The sequence below is a fragment of the Negativicoccus succinicivorans genome (assembly GCF_014207605.1).
GTDB lineage: Bacteria > Bacillota > Negativicutes > Veillonellales > Negativicoccaceae > Negativicoccus > Negativicoccus succinicivorans.
The window spans coordinates 52,659-73,340 of sequence record NZ_JACHHI010000003.1 but is presented as its reverse complement, the minus strand read 5'-3'; the positions used below and the strand labels follow the sequence as shown (position 1 = coordinate 73,340).

Sequence of the window (20,682 nt, the reverse complement as noted above, 5' to 3'; positions counted from 1 at the left end):
CAATTATTTTTCTCGCAAATCTCGCGGATTGTTATGCTTGTGCAAAGTCAATGCATGAAAATGCGGCAAACGGCAACATGCGCGACGAATTTAATCTTTATTTGTCGTCATGGGAGCGGTTTGCGTTTTCCGAATTTCGGGAGCGACGTTTGCGCAGGTAGTGGTAATAGGCGTAGGCGAGGGCGGCCACGACGACGGAACCGATAAACAGTTCCATATCGTAGGTCAGAAGATCTTCCCAATGCTCGCCCAGCTGGAACCCGAGCCAAACGAGCAGCATCGTCCAGGGAATGGTGCCTATGATGGTATACCAGATGAACGGTTTGAGCGGATAGCGAGCCATTCCGGCGGGCAGCGAAATAAATGTGCGTATGCCCGGTAACAGACGGCCGGTCAAAACGGCAATGCCGCCGTAGCGGGCAAACCAATCATCCGCCGAAGAAAGTTTCGTTTGCGAGAGAAAAAAGAGATGTTTATGTTTTTGTAAGAAAGGACGGCCGCCGTAGTAACCGATAGCGTACGACAGCAGCGATCCCACCAGCCCCGCCGCGACGCCGACCACGCAGGCGAGCGTGTAGGTGAAAATACCGCGGTGTACGAGATAACCGGCGAAGCCTAAAACGACTTCGCTCGGAATCGGGATATTCATATTTTCCGCAACCATGGTTAAAAACAGCGCCCAGTAGCCGTAATCTTCCATGAAAAGATAAAGCCAATCCATACGGACTCCTTCCGTGATTCATTTATTTGCATGCGCATTGCGCGTAAACTATATAGGAACGTCTGTCATGCCGAAAGACGCGTATCGTATAAATTTGATTATAACGGCAGGTCTCCGTCTTGACAAGGCAGGCGATTATCTCTATAATGCTTTTGATTTGCGGCGGCTTGCATGGGCAAGCGCAATAGTACGGTTCTGGTAACGACTTATATCCCTAAAGGAATAAGAACGGAGGAACAAAATGGAAAATTGGCAAAAAGATCCGGCGGCGGACAAGCCGCGTGCGACGGAAGCAACATCACCGGTGAATGATTTGCAGGCGGATTCGCAAGTAACGGAGCGGCCCGCGGACGAACGTCCGAGCGTAGCGCCGCCGACGAAGCGTTCATTTATGACGGTGCGGCAGCTTGTGATCACCGGCCTTTTAGGCGGTATTACCGCGTTGCTCGGTTTGACGGGCTACGGTTTTATTCACCTCATTTATATGAAAGCGACCATTCTGCATATTCCGACGATTATCGGCGGCATTGTGGAAGGACCGCGCGTCGGCATGATGACCGGTTTGATTTTCGGTTGCTTCAGCTTATTCCAAAATATTGTGGCGCCGACGCTGATGAGTATTGTGTTTTTGAACCCGCTCATTTCGGTCTTGCCGCGTGTGCTGCTCGGTTTGATCGCGTACCTCGTGTACCGCGCTATGCCGGGAGCGCAGGTCGTTAAAATCGCGGTGTCCGCATTGGTGACATCGATGATGAATACGATCATGGTCATGGGCCTGACGTATATTTTGTACGCTAAAGAATTCGCGGAAATGCGTCATGTTCCGCTCGATCAGGTAGTTAATATTATCATTGGCATTTGCATTGCCAACGGCATTCCGGAAGCCATCGGCGCGGCCGTGATTGTCACGCCGATCGTGTTGAATTTGCTCATGCGCAAACCGACTCGTCGGCAAGAGTAATATACGACATAAAAAAGCATCGCCTTGCGGCGATGCTTTTTAATTGTGTTATTTTTTCGCGTCTTCCTGAACGAGATCGATAATGGTGCGAACCATTTCCGACGATTTCACTAAGGAATTAAGCGGTAAATATTCGTAGACCGAGTGGAAATTGTGACCGCCGGTGAAGAAGTTCGGCGTGAAGATGCCTTGCGAGGACAGGTACGAACCGTCGGTGCCGCCGCGCATCGAAAGCGTTTTCGGCGTGATGCCGAGGCGTTCCATCGCGGTGTAAATATGATCAACGGCGAATTCGTTTGCCGGTGTTTTCGCGTCTTTAATATTGGCGTAGACATCTTCCATCGAAAGTTCGATTGTCGCGCGCGGATACCGTTCTTTTAAGAAGGCGACCGCTTTTTCGATGTAATCTTTATAGCCGAGGTAACGATCACGATGATGATCGCGGATGTTGAGCTCGACGCTCGCGTTCGACTGGTTGCCCGAAATGCCCTGCACCCAGATGTAACCGTCGGTACCGTCGGTGTTTTCCGGCGTTTTCAGGCGATCAAAATACTGCACGAAATCGCAGGCGATCAGTACCGGATTGACCATGTTGCCTTTCGCGGACATCGGGTGCGCGGCGATACCTTGGATGTTGATCACGGCGCTGCCGGCGTTAAACGTTTCGTAAACGACTTCGCCGATTTCGCAGCAATCAAGCGTGTACGCGAAGTCGACGGGGAAACGATCGAGCTCCATTTTTTTACTGCCGCGCAAACCGGTTTCTTCATCCGGCACGAATGCCAGGTAAATTTCACCGTGCGGCGCGCCGCTTTTCACCAGTTCGGTGATCGCGCCCATGACCGCGGCGACGCCCGCTTTGTCATCGGAACCGAGCACGGAGTTGCCGGTCGTCGTCACAATCGTGTCGCCGACGTAATTTTTCAACGCGGTTTCCGTTTCCGGATCAAGCACGAGATTTTTTTCTTTGTTGAGCGTAATGACGCCGCCGTCATAATTTTCCACGACTTGCGGCGAAATTTCCGGAGCAAGCTGCACGTCTACCGTATCGACGTGGGTGCAAAAACCGATGACCGGCGTGCCTTCCGGAGCGTCGGAGGTGGCGGCCAAACGCGCGGTCAAAACCGCGTGTTCGCTCACATGAATATCTTCCAAGCCCAGTTCTTTTAATTCCGTTTCCAACTCGCGTACCATGTCCCACTGCATTTTCGTGCTGGGGATTTCGCTGACGGTCGGATCGCTTTGGCTGGGGATCGAGATATAACGCAAGAAACGTTCCAGTAAAGATTCACGACTCATGTATTCCAATTTCAGGACTCCTCTCTTTGATTAAGCGCTTACGGGCGCGGATATAAGTACGAAGCTTGCAGACCGAGCGGCAGGTCGAGACCCCAGAACACGTAGAGGACTATGGACAATGTCACCAGCAAGCCGATCGTATAGGGAAGCATCATGGAACTCAACGTGCCGATGCCGGCTTCTTTGACGTATTTTTGGCAGTACGTAATGATCAAAGGATAAAACGCGAACATCGGCGTGACGACGTTGACCGCCGAGTCGCTGACGCGGAACGCTACCTGCGTAAGTTCCGGAGCGATACCGACGCCCATCAGCATCGGGACGAAGATCGGCGCCAAGATGGCCCATTTCGCCGAAGCCGAAGTAATGATTAAATTCAAGAGGCCGACGAAGATAATGATTCCGCCGATCGTAAGCTGCGGCGGCATCGCCAGTGAACGCAGGAAGTCCGCGCCGGAAACGGCGAGCAGAACGCCGATCTGCGACGCGTTGAACGCGTACAGGAACTGCGCCGCGAAAAAGTAGAATACGATTAATTGCACGAGAGTATGCGTCATATCTTCCATCGCGCGGGTGACATCTTTCGGACTTTTGAATTTACCCGACATAATGCCGTAGATCAAACCGGTACCGCCGGCGATGACGAAGATCAACGAAACCAGGGACTGCATGACCGGCGCTTTAAAGCTTGCGATCGTGCCGTTCGGCGCGCGCCATACGGAATCCGGCGTGGACAGCGCCCAGAACAAACCGACCATGAACAAAATGAGGAATGCGCTGGCGGCATAGAACGCGCGATTTTCTTTCGCGGTGAGCGGCGTATTCGTTTCCGCTTCAATATCAGCATCGGTAGAAAGCGGATACATTTTCCACAGCCACGGTTCGACGATTTTTTCGGTGATGTACCAGCAGGAAGGGATGACGACGAACGTCGCGCCGAACATGTAGAAATAGTTACACAAAATGTTGACTTGATACGAAGGGTCGATAATCTGCGCCGCGCTTTGCGTGAACCCCTGGATAACGGGGTCGATCGCGCTTGGCGTGTAGTTGGCGGCAAACGCGCCGGCGATGCCGGCGAACGATGCGGCGATACCGGCGAGCGGATGCTTGCCTACCGCGTAAAACATGTAGGCGGCAATCGGGATAATGATTACGTAACCGGTATCCGGACCGATATGGCTCAACATACCCGCCAAAATAATAATCGGCGAGAGCGCTGCTTTCGGCGTGACGGCGAGCAACTTGCGCAGGCCCGCGCGGATATAGCCGGAGCCGTCGGCGATGGCGATGCCCAATGTCGCTACGATGACCATGCCGAGCGGCGGGAAGCCGGAGTAATTCGTGACCATCTTCGTCATCAATTTGACGAGTTGACTCGGCGCCAGCATGCTGATAATACGAATCGGTTCTTTGGTGACCGGATTAATATACGAGAAGTTGATCGGCGACATCAGAGCGGAGATGACGCAGACAATCAAAAAGGCGCCGATAAACAAAATCGTGATATCGGGAACGCGGTTGCCCACCCTCTCGATCCAGCCCAAAATTCCTTTGGGTCTTTCCGACGCTACAGCAGTTTTCATAATCCACCATCCTTAAAAAAGAAATAATAAAAACACAATTGTCCATTAGTATAAGATTATGCGACATAAATCGCAATAGAAAACTTACGTCGTGCGGCCTTAGCGCGCGCCCAACAGCGCTTTCATGCGCTGAACGCAACATGCTAAACGCTTGTGTTACGGGAAAGCAATCAAAATGTTAAAACATTCGACGACAAAGTATACGAATTTGGCAACCGTGATAACGACGGCCTTGTTTGATCCTATAAAATTTACTTTTCGATCTTCAGAAACAGGCATTTACATGGATTCAGATTGTAATTTTATGAAAAGTATTTTACAATGAATGCAAATTGGAGTGCTGATTATGGATTATAAAAAGCGCCGGGTCATGCTGGACGGACGGCGGGAAACGATGTATATATTTGCTTCGCCTTTGGGGCTTTTAAGCGATGTGTTTGCCGTTGATGTGCGCACGCAGGGAGACGCGATTCGCACGGCGATCAGTGAGGTGCTGGATTACGAGTACGACTCGTCTTTTTACAGCGGAGAAACGTACCTGTTTTCCGTGTATCGGGATATTACATTGATCCAGCCGTTAGGCGCGGATGATTTGACACAACCTTTGGAAATAGACACGCAGCGACTGTATATCATGATCGGTGATTTTCTCAGTGATAACGGAGAACATGTGGTGCGCTCCGACTGGGAAACAGAAAAAGAACACGGTTAACCGTGTTCTTTTTACATTTTCAAGCCGATTGAAATCGCATGGTATACTTGTTATTATATAAATATCTCGAATACAGATAAAAATATCGATTTTATTTTTGCCAATTACTATACAATATAACCCCGATAGTGGAGGAACCAGTTGGAACAATTATTCATCAAAGGCGGTCGCCGACTTTCCGGCAAAGTGCGCGTGTCGAGCGCCAAAAACGCCGTATTGCCGATTATTGCGGCGACGATGCTGCCGATTACTCCGAGCACTTTGCCGGAGATTCCGCATTTGGAAGATGTCACGACCATTTGCAAGGTGTTGGAGCAACTCGGCGTCGTCGTTTCCCAAACGGACAATGAATTACGCTTTGATGCGGCGCAGTTGACATCTTATGAGGCGCCGTACGAATGGGTCAGCAAAATGCGGGCTTCGTTCCTTGTGATGGGGCCGCTTTTGGCACGCTTGGGGCGGGCGAAAATTTCGCTGCCGGGCGGTTGCGCGATCGGCACCCGACCGATTGATCTGCATTTGAAAGCGTTCGCCGCGCTCGGTGCGGAAATTAATTTGGGGCACGGCTACGTGGAAGCCGTCGTACCGAACGGCTTAAAAGGCGCGCAGATTTACCTCGATTTTCCGAGTGTCGGCGCGACCGAAAACGCGTTGATGGCGGCATGCCTTGCCGACGGTCGCACGGTCATTGAAAATGCAGCGGAAGAGCCTGAAATTGTCGATCTCGTGATGTTTTTGAACAGCATGGGCGCGAACATTCGCGGCGCGGGCACGAATGTGATCCGCATCGAAGGCGTGAAAGAACTGCATGGTGTCGTGCATAGTGTCATTCCCGATCGTATCGAAGCCGGTACTTTCATGGTGGCGGCGGCCATGACGGGCGGGGATGTGTATGTGGAAAACGCGTTGGCGGAGCACGTCAAACCGCTGGTCGCGAAGTTAAAAGAAGCGGGCGCGGCCGTGGTGGAAGACATCAACGGCATTCGCGTAGTCGGTCCGGATCGCTTGCAGGCGGTCGACGTGAAAACATTGCCGTATCCGGGTTTTCCGACCGATATGCAGGCGCAGTTTATGGCGCTCACGACAATTGCCGAGGGCACGAGCGTGGTCAAAGAAACCGTATTTGAAAATCGGTTCATGCATGTGGATGCGTTGACTCGCATGGGCGCCAAAATTAAAATTGAAGGCGGCAGCGCGGTGATCGAAGGCGTGGAACGTTTGGAAGGTTGTCCGGTTGAAGCGACCGATTTGCGCGCCGGCGCCGCCTTGGTGCTGGCCGGTCTGGTGGCGGACGGAATGACGTCGGTCGGACATCTGCATCACATCGATCGCGGTTATGACCGTTTTGTGGAAAAATTAAGCGGTTTGGGAGCAGACATTGTTCGGAAATAAACGTAAATCGGTACGGAGCAAAAGCGCGCGACGGACACCGCCCGCGACGCGGCAACATCGCTCGCACTCCCTGCTCGATTGGCTGGCCGGTGTCGGCGCGACGGATATCGCTGTCGATTTGGGCTCCGCCAACACGGTAGTGTATGTACGCGGCGAGGGTGTCGTGGTACGGGAGCCTTCGGTGCTGGCAGTCGACCGGGAAACGCGTGAAGTCGTGGCGCTCGGTACGAAAGCGGCGGCCTTGGCCGGCCGCGTACCGCAGGAACTTGCCTTGGTGCGACCGGTGGAACGCGGTGTCATCACCGATTTTTCCGCGGCGGCGCACTTGGTGCGTGAACTTGTCGGACGACAAGTTTCGGGTTTATGGAAACGTCCGCGCCTGGTGATGACGATGGCGGGACGGCAAAGCGATGTCGCTGCGGCGGCCTTGTTGGGCACGGCGGCGGCTCTCGGAGCGCGGAAAGCGGTACGCTTGTCGGGAACGCTTGCCGCGGCGTACGGCGCCGATTTGGATAAAGCCAAAACAGCGGGACTGTTGGTCGCCGATTTGGGCGCGGGCAAAACGGATCTGGCCGTGGTGGACGCGAACGGTTTGGTGGATACGGAAGTGCTGCCGCTCGGCAGCATGGATATTGATCGGGCGATTGCGAAAATCGTTTTACAGGAAACGGGATTGTTGCTCGGTCCCCTCACCTGTGAACGTTTGAAACAGCGTTTCTGCGATGTCGATGAAAACGCGATGGCCACATCGCTATGCGCGGGTAAAGACAGTCAAACCGGTTTACCGCGGCAAACGGAAATCACGGCAGCCATGTTGCGACCGGCGCTGATTCCCTACGCGCATCAGATCGCACAGGCGTTGCATGAAGTGTTACATCAAACACGCCCCGAACTCAGTCAATGGATTTCGTCGCACGGCATCATGCTGGTCGGTGGCGGCGCGCTTTTGCGCGGGTTAGATCGTTACTTAACACAATTTCTCGGCGTGCCGGTGTATCTCGGCGAAGATCCGCTCTATGCGGTGGCCATCGGCGCGGGCAAAGCGCTGTGGGAAATGCCCTTGTTGCGTGACTCTTTGGGCTTTGAAAATCCGCACTCCGCGTAAGCGCAGATGGCAATATGGTATAATATGCGTGTGAGGTGATACTATGAAAAAAAGCAAAAAACGCATGCGCGCGTCCTTATTATTGACCGCGGCCTTAGCTGTTTTGGGCGTGGTCGGCGTCATGGCGCAGGCTGTGGTTCATACAACCGTATTAACGGGTAAAGTAACCGATGTCGTGCCGGTAGGTACGGACGTCAAAGAAGGCACGCCGCTTGTCTCCGTCGAATCGTTGGCCGGTTCGATGCCGGCAGCGCGGGCTACGGTAGACGGTAAAGTAACAAAAGTGGAAACGCAAGTCGGTGCAACGATCAATAAAGGCGACGAAGTCGCGATCGTGGAAACCAAATAGGAGCGATATGAACGTATTCAAAAAGCGTCGGCGATCGGTATGGTTGCTGACGCTTCTCTTTACATTAGTAACCGGCTTCGCCAACGCGGTCGATATCATGCCGCCGTCGGATGTGCGGGAAGGCATGCGCGGTGTGGCCAAGACGGTGGTGCAGGGCGACACAATTGAAGAATTTGACGTCAATGTGCTTGGAGTACTCCAACAGCGCGGTCCTTCAGGGGACTTAATTTTGGTCAAAGTCAGCGGCCCGGTGATTGAAAAAACCGGCGGCATCGCGCAGGGCATGAGCGGCAGTCCCGTGTATATTGACGGTAAACTTGTCGGCGCGATCGGGTACGGCTGGGGGTTTGCGGACGGCACGGTGGGCATGGTGACGCCGATCGGCGACATGCTGAAACTGTGGGCGCTGCCGGATAAAGCGGCGCACGATGAAGCGCCGTCGGTAGAGCCGCCGCTGATTCCGATGGGCACGCCGTTGATGGCGGCGGGATTTACGCCCGAGTCGTTGCAATATCTGACGCAAAAATTGGCGCCGTTCGGCTTGCAGCCGCAAGCGACAGCCGGCGCGGGAAATTATGACGCCGCGCCGCATGCGTTGCAACCGGGCAGCGCGGTCGCGGTGACGCTCGTCACCGGCGATTTGAAATTGGGCGCGATCGGTACGGTTACGTACGCCGATGAAAATCGCATCGTGGCGTTCGGGCATCCGTTTTTAAAGCGCGGCGAATTGGATTATTTCATGCACAATTCGTACATTTTCACGGTGGTACCGTCAGTGAATTCTGCGTTTAAGATCGGTTCCATCGGCAGCGAGATCGGTAAGATTTATCAGGATCGCGGCGCGGGGATTGCCGGTATCGAGGGGCGCGCGCCGAAAGCCGTGGCGATGCAGGTCAACGTGACGGATCGCGATACGCAAACGGATCGCGCGGCGAATGTGCGCATGGTCGAAGATCATGATTTGACGCCGATTTTGGCGGCGACGACCGCGTACGATCTTGTCAAAAAAACGATTGATCGCGGCGGTCGCGGCACGGTCAAACTCAGCTATGAATTTTTGCCGCAGGATACGTCCCTGCCGACATTTAAGCGCGATAATATGTACTACTCGTCTAAAAGCGTCAGCGAACGTTCTGTGGATGAACTGTACAACGTGCTCGAGGCGCTGGCGAAAAATCCGTTTCAAAAATACGCGTTGCGCGGCATTAACTTGTCGCTTTCGCTGACGGAAGATAAAGAAGTCGCGGAAATCATCGACGCGAAAGCGCGGCCGGGGATTGTGAGCCCGGGCGACATCATCTATGTCAATGTGAAACTGCGTCCGTACCGCGGCGAAGTCGTTTCCAAGACGCTCGCCTTTACGGTGCCCGCCGATCAGCCGCTTGGGCCGATGACGCTGGAAGTGCGCGGCGGCGGTGTCGTACCGTTGCCGTACCTGATCCAAAAGCAGCAACTCAATTTGACGGATGAAATTATTGATCGGTTGCGAAAGTATAAAGATTTCCGCGATTTTCTGAACAAGCTGCAGAAGGAAGACAAAAATAACGAGCTGATCGTGGAAATTCTGGAAGATAATGTCAGCATGGTACCGGATGAAAAGTCCGCGGGGCATCATGCGCAGTTGCAGGAACCGGCGAAAGAAACGCTGCCGGACTATTTGCACAAGGGTAAAAAGACCGACGCGGATACGTTGGCGGGTGGTGATGAGGACGAAAAAGCCAAAACGCGCGTCACGATGCCGTACATTATCAAAGGCGACGGCCAATTCGAGTTTGAAGTGGTAGCGCCCAACGATCGCCGCCGTCGCGATGCGGTGAAAGAAATCATGGCGCAGCTGCGGGAAAAAGTGACGGAAAACGATGCCGAAGCGGACAATGACCAGGAAAATAAAGACGCGAACAAAGAGCCGCAAGCTGACAAGCGCCCGGCGAAAGATAAAAAATGACATAAAAAAAGAACCGCAACTGCGGTTCTTTTTTTATTGGCGTAAATTACGCGTCATGATCAAAGAGGACTTTACTCTGGGTAAATTCCAAGATACCCTCGATTCCTCCTTCGCGGCCGATGCCGCTCATTTTGTAACCGCCGAACGGCGCGGTTACATCGCGCGCGCTGTCGTTGATATACACATTGCCCGATTTAATGCGGCGCGCGAACGCGACGGCCTCATCAAACGGTCCGTGCACCGCGGCATTCAGACCGTAAATCGTATCGTTGGCGATGTGCAACGCATCCGGCAGGTCCTTGTACGTAATGACGCACAGCACGGGACCGAAAATTTCTTCCTGCGCGATTTGCATATCGTTGGTGACATCGGTGAAAATCACGGGTTGGACGTAGTAGCCGCCGATCGGTTCGGTGGGCACACTACCGGTGAGCATGCGCGCGCCTTCGGCAAGACCCGTTTCAATATATTTTTTTACTTTAGTGAACTGTTTTTCACTGGCCAGCGGCCCGATCTTCGTGCCTTCTGCACGAGGATCGCCGACCGGATATTCTTGCAGAATTTCCACCAAGCGCGCTTCAATGGCTTCTTTTTGATCTTCCAGGATCAACAAGCGAGACAGCGCCGAGCACGTTTGACCGCAATTCAAGAGGAGCGAATTGAAGCAGGCCCGAATCGCCTGATCGATATCGGCGCCCGGCAGGATCACGCAAGGCGATTTGCCGCCGAGTTCCAAGTGGATTTTTTTCACCGAATCCAAACCGTGCTTACCGACTTCAATGCCGCCGGTAGTGGAACCGGTGAAGGAAACCATGTCGACCAGCGGATGCGAAGCCAAGACGTTGCCGACGTCGCCGCCGCGACCCGTGACGAGATTCAAAACGCCTTTAGGCAGTCCCGCCTGATGGAACGCGTCCACCAAGTAGTATACGGAAAGCGGCGTGTGCTGACTCGGTTTCAACACGACGGTATTGCCCATCAAAATGGCCGGCATAATTTTCTGCACGACCTGACCGAGCGGATAGTTCCACGGCGTAATGGCCGCGACTACACCGACCGGCTCACGGTACAATGTCGAATGCTCCAACTCTTCTCGAAATTCGATTTCTTGCGCAAGGCGCATGAAGGTACGCATGCGTTCCACCTGGAAATCGAAATGAACCGTTTCGGCCATTTGACTCGGCGCGCCGAGTTCTTGGATTTCAATATCGACGATTTCCGCTTTGCGGGTCAGCAGCTGCGCCAACATTTTTTCGCAAATCGTCAGCCGCGCGGCGAGCGGCGATTCCTGCCAACGCCAGGCGGCATCGGCGGCGGCCCGACAGGCCGCGTCGACTTCCGTATCGGTGGCGACGGGAACGGCGGCAAACCGATACATGCTCGCGGGATTTTCCACTTTAATTCGTTCCGTGCTTTGGGGCGATACCCATTCCCCGTTGATATATAAACGTTCAAAATTCATAGGCGACTCCTTTCGTAACAATGGATTTGTTTGGTTTCATTGTACTTGCATCTAAAATAGGAAACAAGGTGCGATGGCGAAGTTTTATCGTCCGCAGCGGTGTGTTTAGCCGCTTTGTATGCTAAAATGAAAATAAAACGGACGTAATGCAGAGGAGGTTTCGGCAATGCAATGGCGGGGCAGACGGATGAGCAGTAACACGGGGCGCGGTGGCGGACCGGCGAAAATCGGCGGTTTGGGTTTGATTATTTTCGCCTTGATCTATTCGTTTTTCGGCGGTAACGTTTCCGACGTAATTAATATGGCGGGCGCCGGACAGACGCAACAGGTGGAACAGCAGGCGAGCGATCCGGCGCGCCGCAACATGGAAGATATGTTGAGCGTCGTCTTGGCGGACACGGAAGATGTTTGGCACCAAAAGTTCGCGGAAGTCGGAGAAAGATACGAAGAACCGAAACTGATGTTTTTTGAAGAACAGGTACGTTCCGGTTGCGGCGTGGCGGGCAAATCGACCGGTCCGTTTTATTGTCCGGTCGATAAAACCATTTACATGGACGTGACGTTCGCCAACGATTTACAACGCAAATTCGGCGGTCAGGGCGGCGATTTTGCGATGGCCTACGTGTTGGCGCACGAAGTCGGTCACCACGTGCAAAACCAATCGGGGCTGCTGATGCATGTTCATAAGCTGCAGCAACAAATGAGTGAGGCGGACGCGAAAAAATACTCGGTCGCGCTGGAACTGCATGCGGATTATTTGGCCGGAGTGTTCGCGTACTATGTACAGCAAAAAGGCTACCTTGACGCGGGCGATATCGAAGAGGCGATCAATGCCGCCAAGACGGTCGGCGATGACCATTTGCAGAAGATCACGCAAGGGCAGATCCGTCCGGAGGAATTTACGCACGGCACCAGCGCGCAGCGCGCGGAGTGGTTCCGACGCGGCATGCAGTACCATGATTTCGGTCACGGCGATACATTCGGGGCCCTGGGCCTGCAAATTTAAAATCAAAAAAGCGGACATACCGCTTTTTTATTGTGCGAAATAGAAGACAAAATGTCCGTGTTATAATGAAGTCATTATGATGGGAGGGATCCTATGAGTCTGTGGGAAAAGACGGTGGCGCAGATTGAAGTGCCATCGCCGAGCATTGCGGAAGCGGCCGCGTCGCGCGCCGATGATTTGGTGCTCGGTAACGGAAACTTGGGAAAACTGCGCGATATCGTTGTGCAATATGCGGCGGTAGTGGGTGAAGTCATGCCGACGCCGCCTAAGAAAATGATGATTTTAGCCGCGGCGGATCACGGCGTGGCGCGTCATCAATTGTCCGCGTATCCGGTGGAAACGACGGTAGAGATGACGAAAAATTATCTCATCAGTAAAGGCGCCGGAGCCAACGCGCTGGCGCATTACGCCGGAGCGGACATGACGGTGATTGATGCGGGCATCAATGCGGATATGAGTGGAGTTCCGGGGCTCTTGGACAGAAAAATCGCCTACGGCACGCAGGATTTCAGTGAAGGCCCGGCGATGACGAGGGCGCAGGCGATTCAAGCGATCGAAGCGGGGATCGAAGTGGCCGGTGATGTCATCGCGCGCGGTTACCGATTGCTTTCCGTCGGGGAAATGGGGATTTCCAATACAACATCGGCGGCAGCGATCATCGGTGCATTCGGCGGCTGGGATGCATTGCAGGTGACGGGACGAGGCACGAATATTTCCGATGAACGTTTGGCGCGCAAACAGAAAATCGTTGCGAAAGCGTTGACGGTGAACCGTCCGGATAAAACGGACGGCATCGATGTCTTGGCGAAAGTCGGCGGCTTCGAATTCGGTGTGATTTCAGGCGTTATTTTAGCGGCGGCCGCGCATCATGCGCTGGTCATCATCGACGGCTTCAATACGACCGCCTGCGCGCATATCGCCAAAGCGATCGCTCCTGCCAGTCGTCACTATGTGATGGCGTCGCATCTGTCGGCGGAAAAGGCGCATTGCATGGCGCTTGAGGCCTTGCAGACGGAAGCCTACGTTGATTTAGGGCTACGGCTCGGAGAAGCGTCCGGTGCGTCGGTGCAGATGCGCATGCTTGAACATGCGTTGGCGATTTACAATGATTGCCTGACGAAACAAGAAATGATGCAGGGAGGTAACGCCGATGTTGGAAGCATGGAATGATCAAATCGCGCCGCTCGACACCTCGGTGATGGAGCAATGCCGCGAGTACGTCGATAACCTTACCAAACCGTTGGGCTCATTGGCGCAATTGGAAGAAATGGCGATTCGCATCGCCGGCATTACCTGCCGTAAAAAACCGGCTCGCCTGCAAAAAGCCATTGTCATTGCCGCCGCGGATACGTCGATCGACAGTCCGGACAATCAGGATCACGGAAAAAAGAGCCTGGCGGAACTGATGCTTATTGCCGGCGGCGCGGCGCCCGTTTCGGCGTTGGCGCGCGAACTGCAGGCGCCGGTATATGTGGCGGATGTCGGCTTGGAACAAAACACCGAACATGTCGCGGGCGTGATGCTGCATAAAATGCAAAACGGCAGTCAGTCATTGCAAAAAGGGGACGCGCTGACGCAGGAAGCATGCGCGGAAGCGATTGCCTTCGGCGGCGCGCTGGCCGGTGAATTGGCGCATAGCGGCGTCGAAGCATTGGCGCTCGGTGAAATCGGCGCTCGCGGCGCGCTTGCGGCGCTTGCCGTGACGACGGCCTTTTTAGGACCGGAACTCTCCGAAGCGATGCGGGCGCAGGGCTTTACCGCGCAAAGTGAGGCGTGGACGTTGGCGCAAACGGAACCGGAAACGGTACTCACGCGCTACGGAAACGCATCGATTGCGATGTTGACGGGGCTGGTTTTAGGCGCGGCCGCGCGCCATATGGCGATCGTTTTTGACAACAGCGTCACCGGCGCGGCGGCAGTAGCGGCGGCTGCGATCGCGCCGCGGGTAAAAGACTACGTATTCGCCTCGGCGGCGTATCCTGATCCCCTGCACCAATTACAATTGCAAAAATTGGGATTACAGGCTGCGTTGCATTATGATTTCACGTTGGCGCAAGGGCTCGGCTCGACGTTGGGACTGTCCCTGCTCGATGCATCACTCGATATGTTGAATGAAATGCGGACGTTCGGCGCCGCCGGTGTGGCGGTGGCGGAAGACGGCCCGGGCAAGGGGCGACAGAGAGAAGAGGTGCGGTGATGGAACGGATATTGTATCTGCCGGTGCTTTCTTCGCCGGCGGGCTGGCTCGGTGCGCTTGCCGGTTGCGGCGTGCCGGCGGCATATTGGCAAGCCGAATACCGGCGGTGGTGCCACGATCGCGCAACGGTGACGGTTCATGACGTCACCTGTCGCGGGATCGTCGGGCGTGATGTCGCGGTGACGGCGACGCTGCCCGTTTCTCCCGCTGCCGCGGCGGTACGTGCGTCCTTGCCGACGGACGGTGAAGCGGCGGGCGGGTGGCAACGCTTGGCCGCGTTGGCCGTTCAGGCGGAAACGGTCGGCGCGGTGCTGACAGCGGACGAATGGCTGCTGGCGGCGGGCATTGCGTTGGGATTGGATTATCTTGACGTGACGGTTGTCGCGGCGGAATCCGTCGGCACGGGAGCGATCGCCGTATTAACGCAGACATGGGTGACGACACAAATGCCGGGTGAGCGGATTGCCGATCGGGTCGGCTACGGCATCTGCGGTGATGCGGTAACGGAGGCGACACTCGGCTATCGACAGCCGGTGCCGTGGACACAGGAGCGTCCTTACGTATTCGGCGATACCGCTCGTGCACGCGGTACGATTAGTGGTTGGTGAGAATTACGTGATAATTTTCTGAAGTGTTTGACAATCGGTCGACGGATTTGGTATCATGCTTCTAATTTACATATGTGAAAAGCGATGAAGAGAAGAGTACGCAACGCAGACGATCGACAGAGAGCCCGAGTCGGTGAAAACGGGCGATCATAACCGTTGCGGAAAATGGCCTCGGAGCTGCCGGCTGAGCCGCAAGGCAAGGTCGTGCCGGGTGTGCCCGTCACTGCACTGGTGTATCGCTCTTTGAGCCGTACATGAATGAGGTCTGCAGCGCAGATGAAGTAGGGTGGTACCACGAGTGTCCTCGTCCCTGAGCAATCAGGGCGAGGGCTTTTTTTATAGGGAAAAGAGGTCCGTATGAAAATCAAAGACAAGTATGAAAAAGAAGGGCCGTTATATTCGTTTGAGGTGTTCCCGCCGAAACGGGAAGGCGATTTGGGCAATATGGTGGCGACATTGCATGAGTTGGCCCAATGGCATCCCGACTATATGTCGGTGACGTACGGTGCGGCGGGGGCGGCACGCGGTATGTTGACGTTGAAATTGGCGGAGTATATCCGCAAGGAGCTGGACATCGAGCCGTTGATGCATTTGACTTGCGTGGGATATTCGCAAGCGGAACTGGCGGAGATTTTGGCACGGATCGAAGCGGCGGGAATTGAAAATACGCTGTTACTTCGCGGCGATCGCAGAGAAGACGGCGAAATGCCCGCGGACGGATTCCGTTATGCCAATGAGCTGGTGGCTTACGTGCGCTCCAAGCACGCATTTTGTATCGGTGCGGCGACGTATCCTGAAGGCCATACGGAGGCTCGCAGCCTGACGGCGGATTTGATCCGCTTGCGAGATAAGGTGAATGCGGGGGCGGACTTTTTGGTGACGCAGCTGTTTTTTGACAATGACGCGTTTTTCCGCTTTTTGGAAACGGCCCGCAGTATCGACATCAATGTGCCGATTTCCGCCGGCATCATGCCCTGTCTGAACAAGGCGCAGATTGTGCGAATGACCGCGTTGTCGGGGGCGAGTTTGCCGCCGAAGTTTCGCCGGATGCTCGACCGCTACGAGCATGCGCCGGAGGCGATGTATGATGCGGGCATTGCGTATGCGTGCGAGCAGATTATTGATTTATTGTCATCGGGAGTGGACGGTATTCACCTGTATGTGATGAATCGGCCGGAAGTGGTACAGGCGGTCACAAGGGGGATCGGCCGCACCTTGCAAACGGTCAAGGAGGAACATCGTGGAACGAACGCCGGCTGATTTTTATGATGAAGACGACGTGTTGCGTTTTTTGCGACACAAACGGCGCCGGATCAGTGAGTCCGATCGCCGTTGGCTCGATCGGGCGCGGGAGATTGTCGATGCGGCCGCCGTATATCGGGAAACGCATCAGCGACGCCCGTGGCGGAGTACGGATACCGGCGGCTGCTGGGGAGATACCGTGTTGCCGTATCGTTCGCTCGGACGGCTCTTTGCCGATTGCGACGAGGTCATCGTTTGCGGCTGTACCATCGGTCAGGACGTGTATCGTACTATTCGTGAATGGATGGCGACCGATCCTGCACTGGGGGTTGTCGTCGACGCGACGGCGTCGGTATTAGTCGATGCCTATGCGGCGTACTTGCAGCACACGTTCGGTGCAACGACGATGCGTTTCAGTCCCGGCTACGGTGACGTACCGCTGGCGCTCAATCAGGAATTGGCAACATGCCTGCAACTGTCGAAGCGAATCGGTGTGCATGTGACGGACGGTCATCTGATGGTGCCGGAAAAATCGATTATTTTTCTCACCGGCTGCACACGAAAGGAGGAACCCCATGATACCATTTAGTACATTTCTTGCCGGGCAGACCGTACTCATTGACGGAGCGATGGGTACGGAAGTCCAACGGCGGCGACCGGATCTGCGGATTGCGCCCGATATGTGCGTACTGCATGAGCCTGCACTTATCGAGTCGATACACTATGACTATCTCGTGAGCGGCGTGGACGTGCTGACGACAAACACGTTTGGTGCCAACGGCTACAAATGTGCGGATACGGATGCGACACCGAGCGCCTTGATTCATGCCGCCGTCGGATGTGCGCGGCGGGCACGGGAACGCTATATCGCCGATCACGGCACACGACCGATTTACGTGGCCTTGGATATTGGGCCAATCGGCGCGTTGCTTGCACCGGCGGGGGATATGTCTCCCGAGCGGGCGTATGATTTGTATCGGGAACAAGTCGAAGCGGGGGTGGCGGCCGGTGTCGATCTGATCATCATCGAAACGCAAACCGATTTGGCGGAACTCAAATATGCCGTTCTTGCGGCCCGCGAACACAGCGATCTTCCCGTCTTGGCATCGATGAGTTTTGAACATACGGGACGGACCTTTACGGGGACCGATGTCGTCAGTATGGCGACAACACTGGAAGGACTCGGCGTGACAGCCGTCGGGATCAACTGCTCCTTCGGGGCGGCGGAGACACGACCGCTGGTGGACGCTTTGTTGGCGGCAACGAAACTGCCGTTGATCGTGCAGCCGAACGGCGGGATTCCCGATGCCGACGGTCATAGTCGATTCGATGTACAGGCGCATCTTGATCATATGCGCTATTTCCTGTCGCGCGGCGTGGAGATCATCGGCGGCTGCTGCGGTACCGATCCCGCACTGATGGCACGCTTGCATGCGTTGCGTGGGGAAGTGCACGGCACGAGACCTTCCGTCACTCCCGTAACACGGGTGTCCTCTTATGCGGAAACCGTCGTTTTGGGACAAGGCCCGCTGATGATCGGAGAACGAATCAATCCTACGGGCAAACGGGAGTTGCAGGAAGAACTGCGTCGCGGCGTACTTGATCGTGTCGTTCGGGAAGCTGTTGTCCAACGTCGGGAAGGCGCGGCGCTTCTTGACATCAATGTCGGTACCTCGGGTGTCGATGAACCGACACTCTTGCCGCGGGCGGTACGTGCCGTACAAACGGTGACGGGTACGCCGCTCGTGATTGACACGGCCTCACCGACCGCGTTGGCGGCGGCGGCACGAGCGGTGGCGGGCAAACCGCTGCTCAACTCGGTCAATGCGGGGGAGGACAGTCTGGCACAAGTATTGCCGATCGCTCGCCGCTACGGGGCCTGCGTACTGGGACTGACGCTGGATGAAAACGGGATTCCCGATACGGCAAAAGGACGACTCGCACTGGCAGAAAAAATCGTTACTCGCGCATTGGAATGGGGTATCCCGCGAGAAAATATCCTCATTGACTGTCTGACATTGACACTCGGCACCGGTGCGGAAAATGCACGGATTACCGCCGAGGCCGTTGCTCTCGTGAAACGGGAACTCGGCGTGGCGACCGCACTCGGCGTGAGCAATATTTCCTTCGGCATGCCGGAACGCTCGATCATTAATCGGACATTTTTACAGATGGCACTGGCCCACGGACTGGACGCCCCGATTGCCAATCCCGGCGATCGGGGTATGACGGATACATTGGCCGCCTACCGTGTGCTGGCGGGATACGATGACGGGGCGCGGGAATGGATCGCCCGGGCTCGTAAAGTACAAGACGAGGCCAAGGCACCGTCGCCCGTCTCGACGATTTTGGCGGCGATTGTCGACGGACTGGAAGCGGAAACGCTGCGACTGACAAAAGAACTGCTCGCCCGTAAAGCGCCGCTTGACGTGGTCAATGAGGATCTTATCGGCGCATTGAACGAGGTGGGACGACGTTTTGAAACGCAGGAACTGTTTTTACCGCAACTGATCCGGGCCTCGCAAACCGCACAAGTTGCGTTTGCCGAAGTCAAACGGGTACTGGAGGCTAAGGGAGAAACGGCCGCCGATCGCGGCACGATTATTCTTGCGACGGTGCGGCACGATGTGCATGATATCGGCAAAAATATTGTCAAAGTCGTACTGGAAAACTACGGCTATCGGATCATCGACCTCGGCAAAGACGTGCCGCCCCAAGCGATCCTCGATGCCTGTCGCACCTATCATGCACGACTGGTCGGCTTGAGTGCGCTGATGACGACGACGGTTGTCTCCATGCAGGAAACCATCGCCTTGCTCAAACGGGAGATTCCCGACGTGCAAGTGGTGGTCGGCGGTGCCGTACTCAATGAACGCTACGCGGCCGACATCGGTGCGGACCGGTATGCGGCACACCCCGCGGCCGTGGCCGATATTGCGGCGGCATTTTTCGGCACCCGGGAAGATCCGATGCGGTAGGCGGTATCGCGGGGAGACAGGCGGCAGTAGCGGCGGTAGCGATCGCGCCGCGGCTAAACGACTACGTATTCGCCTCGGCGGCGTATCCTGATCCCCTGCACAAATTGCAATTACAAAAGTTGGGATTACAGGAAGCGTTGCATTATAATTTCACGTTGGCGCAAGGACTCGGCTCGACATTGGGGCTGTCCCTGCTCGACGCATCACTCGATATGTTGAATGAAATGCGGACGTTCGGCGCCGCCGGTGTGACGGTGGCCGAGGACGGTCCGGGTAAAGGAAGGCAGCGAAAGGAAGTGCTCTGATGGAACGGGCATTGTACTTGGATCCCGTGAGCGGGATCAGCGGCAACATGTTTGTCGGGGTGTTGCTTGATTTAGGAGTGCCACAGATTTGGCTGATCAATGAGTTACAAAAACTCGGACTTGACGACTACGAGTTGATTTTTGAAAAGGTCAACAAGCGAGGCATCACGGCGACGTATTTTAACGTTGATGTGAAGGAAACAACCACGCATCGTCATTTACCGGATATTTTAACCATTTTGGCGCGCGCCGATTGGTCAGGCAGCGCGAAACAACGCGCGGTATCCATTTTCTGGTCACTGGCGCTGGCGGAAAGCAGGGCCCATGGGATTGCGCCAGAAGACGTGCATTTTCATGAAGTCGGCGCGGTCGATTGCATCATCGATTGCGCGTCGATTGCGCTCGGTTTGGAATATTTGGACATCGATATTGTATTAACAGGCCCGGTGGCCACCGGATCGGGTACGATTCGCGCGGCACACGGCGAACTTTCGGTCCCCGCGCCCGCGACACAGTTTTTGTTGCAGGGTTTCCCGACGATCACCGGAACGCCCGACTATGAACTCACTACACCGACCGGTGCGGCGGCGCTTGCGACATTTGCCGTACCGGTAGAAAAACGTCCGTCTGAATTGGTGATTGATCGTGTCGGCTACGGCGCAGGGACGTATGATCTCGCTGCGTCCAATACATTGGGAGGCTACTACGGCCAGTTGTTGCCTGTGCAGCGCTGGCAGGTACCGGCGCCCTACATTTTCGGCCAAAACCCTTGAAATTTTGTGACATAGCAACGTTCTGCTATGTCACTTTTTTG

Annotated in this window: 19 protein-coding genes and 1 other annotated feature; of the genes, 15 read left to right on the top strand and 4 right to left on the bottom strand. The window is 55.2% G+C overall.

From position 1 onward, the window contains the following. Positions 1-97: 97 nt before the first annotated feature. Positions 98-721, bottom strand: a complete 624-nt coding sequence (locus HNR45_RS03725) for a DedA family protein (RefSeq protein WP_159822653.1) — start codon at positions 719-721, stop codon at positions 98-100. Between the two features lie 241 nt (positions 722-962). Between HNR45_RS03725 and HNR45_RS03720 the strand changes: the two genes are divergently transcribed. Further along, positions 963-1,682 carry an ECF transporter S component gene (locus HNR45_RS03720; RefSeq protein ID WP_235020605.1) on the top strand — a complete coding sequence of 240 codons (720 nt, stop codon included), beginning with the start codon at positions 963-965 and terminating at the stop codon, positions 1,680-1,682. 48 nt (positions 1,683-1,730) lie between these two features. On the opposite strand, the gene pepT is transcribed toward HNR45_RS03720, so the two are convergent. Further along, positions 1,731-2,981 carry a peptidase T gene (pepT, locus tag HNR45_RS03715; protein ID WP_159822908.1) on the bottom strand — a complete coding sequence of 417 codons (1,251 nt, stop codon included), beginning with the start codon at positions 2,979-2,981 and terminating at the stop codon, positions 1,731-1,733. Between the two features lie 38 nt (positions 2,982-3,019). Continuing rightward, the gene (locus HNR45_RS03710; protein ID WP_159822651.1) at positions 3,020-4,567 is read right to left on the bottom strand and encodes an AbgT family transporter; all 1,548 of its coding nucleotides are present in this window, start codon (positions 4,565-4,567) and stop codon (positions 3,020-3,022) included. A gap of 346 nt (positions 4,568-4,913) precedes the next feature. On the opposite strand from HNR45_RS03710, the gene HNR45_RS03705 reads away from it, so the two are divergent. The 5 genes from HNR45_RS03705 (at position 4,914) to HNR45_RS03685 (ending at position 10,070) form a co-directional block, all read left to right on the top strand. Further along, on the top strand, positions 4,914-5,279 hold the full coding sequence (locus HNR45_RS03705) for a hypothetical protein (RefSeq protein WP_159822649.1): 366 nt from the start codon (positions 4,914-4,916) through the stop codon (positions 5,277-5,279). 141 nt (positions 5,280-5,420) lie between these two features. Further along, positions 5,421-6,671 (top strand): UDP-N-acetylglucosamine 1-carboxyvinyltransferase, encoded by a 1,251-nt coding sequence (gene murA, locus HNR45_RS03700; protein WP_159822647.1) that lies wholly within the window; start codon positions 5,421-5,423, stop codon positions 6,669-6,671. Continuing rightward, positions 6,658-7,776 (top strand): rod shape-determining protein, encoded by a 1,119-nt coding sequence (locus HNR45_RS03695; protein WP_159822645.1) that lies wholly within the window; start codon positions 6,658-6,660, stop codon positions 7,774-7,776. The genes murA and HNR45_RS03695 overlap by 14 nt, the downstream gene beginning before the upstream one ends. A 43-nt stretch (positions 7,777-7,819) precedes the next feature. Beyond that, positions 7,820-8,125 (top strand): biotin/lipoyl attachment domain-containing protein, encoded by a 306-nt coding sequence (locus HNR45_RS03690; RefSeq protein WP_235020602.1) that lies wholly within the window; start codon positions 7,820-7,822, stop codon positions 8,123-8,125. A 7-nt stretch (positions 8,126-8,132) separates the two neighbouring features. Next, positions 8,133-10,070 carry a SpoIVB peptidase S55 domain-containing protein gene (locus HNR45_RS03685; RefSeq protein ID WP_159822643.1) on the top strand — a complete coding sequence of 646 codons (1,938 nt, stop codon included), beginning with the start codon at positions 8,133-8,135 and terminating at the stop codon, positions 10,068-10,070. Positions 10,071-10,116: 46 nt separating this feature from the next. Here the strand turns inward: HNR45_RS03685 and HNR45_RS03680 are convergent, their stop codons facing one another. Further along, positions 10,117-11,532: an aldehyde dehydrogenase family protein gene (locus HNR45_RS03680; protein ID WP_159822641.1), complete on the bottom strand. Its 1,416-nt coding sequence runs from the start codon at positions 11,530-11,532 to the stop codon at positions 10,117-10,119. A 166-nt stretch (positions 11,533-11,698) separates the two neighbouring features. On the opposite strand from HNR45_RS03680, the gene ypfJ reads away from it, so the two are divergent. The 9 genes from ypfJ (at position 11,699) to larC (ending at position 20,641) form a co-directional block, all read left to right on the top strand. Beyond that, on the top strand, positions 11,699-12,538 hold the full coding sequence (gene ypfJ / locus HNR45_RS03675; RefSeq protein WP_024065388.1) for a KPN_02809 family neutral zinc metallopeptidase: 840 nt from the start codon (positions 11,699-11,701) through the stop codon (positions 12,536-12,538). A 93-nt stretch (positions 12,539-12,631) separates the two neighbouring features. Continuing rightward, entirely contained in the window at positions 12,632-13,708 is a 1,077-nt protein-coding gene (cobT, locus tag HNR45_RS03670) for a nicotinate-nucleotide--dimethylbenzimidazole phosphoribosyltransferase (protein WP_034436993.1), read from the top strand. After that, positions 13,689-14,735, top strand: a complete 1,047-nt coding sequence (locus HNR45_RS03665; protein ID WP_159822639.1) for a nicotinate-nucleotide--dimethylbenzimidazole phosphoribosyltransferase — start codon at positions 13,689-13,691, stop codon at positions 14,733-14,735. The genes cobT and HNR45_RS03665 overlap by 20 nt, the downstream gene beginning before the upstream one ends. After that, on the top strand, positions 14,735-15,343 hold the full coding sequence (locus tag HNR45_RS03660; protein WP_034436991.1) for a hypothetical protein: 609 nt from the start codon (positions 14,735-14,737) through the stop codon (positions 15,341-15,343). The genes HNR45_RS03665 and HNR45_RS03660 overlap by 1 nt, the downstream gene beginning before the upstream one ends. 75 nt (positions 15,344-15,418) lie before the next feature. Then, positions 15,419-15,658: a binding site (T-box leader), on the top strand. A 42-nt stretch (positions 15,659-15,700) separates the two neighbouring features. Continuing rightward, positions 15,701-16,603, top strand: a complete 903-nt coding sequence (metF, locus tag HNR45_RS03655) for a methylenetetrahydrofolate reductase [NAD(P)H] (RefSeq protein ID WP_159822637.1) — start codon at positions 15,701-15,703, stop codon at positions 16,601-16,603. Continuing rightward, positions 16,584-17,174, top strand: a complete 591-nt coding sequence (locus HNR45_RS03650) for a hypothetical protein (RefSeq protein ID WP_159822635.1) — start codon at positions 16,584-16,586, stop codon at positions 17,172-17,174. Before metF ends, HNR45_RS03650 begins: the two co-directional genes overlap by 20 nt. Further along, positions 17,161-19,563 (top strand): homocysteine S-methyltransferase family protein, encoded by a 2,403-nt coding sequence (locus tag HNR45_RS03645; protein ID WP_159822633.1) that lies wholly within the window; start codon positions 17,161-17,163, stop codon positions 19,561-19,563. Before HNR45_RS03650 ends, HNR45_RS03645 begins: the two co-directional genes overlap by 14 nt. Further along, complete coding sequence (locus HNR45_RS03640) at positions 19,530-19,868, top strand: nicotinate-nucleotide--dimethylbenzimidazole phosphoribosyltransferase (protein ID WP_159822906.1); 339 nt, start codon at positions 19,530-19,532, stop codon at positions 19,866-19,868. The genes HNR45_RS03645 and HNR45_RS03640 overlap by 34 nt, the downstream gene beginning before the upstream one ends. Next, on the top strand, positions 19,868-20,641 hold the full coding sequence (larC, locus tag HNR45_RS03635; RefSeq protein WP_159822631.1) for a nickel pincer cofactor biosynthesis protein LarC: 774 nt from the start codon (positions 19,868-19,870) through the stop codon (positions 20,639-20,641). Before HNR45_RS03640 ends, larC begins: the two co-directional genes overlap by 1 nt. The last annotated feature ends 41 nt before the right edge of the window (positions 20,642-20,682 follow it).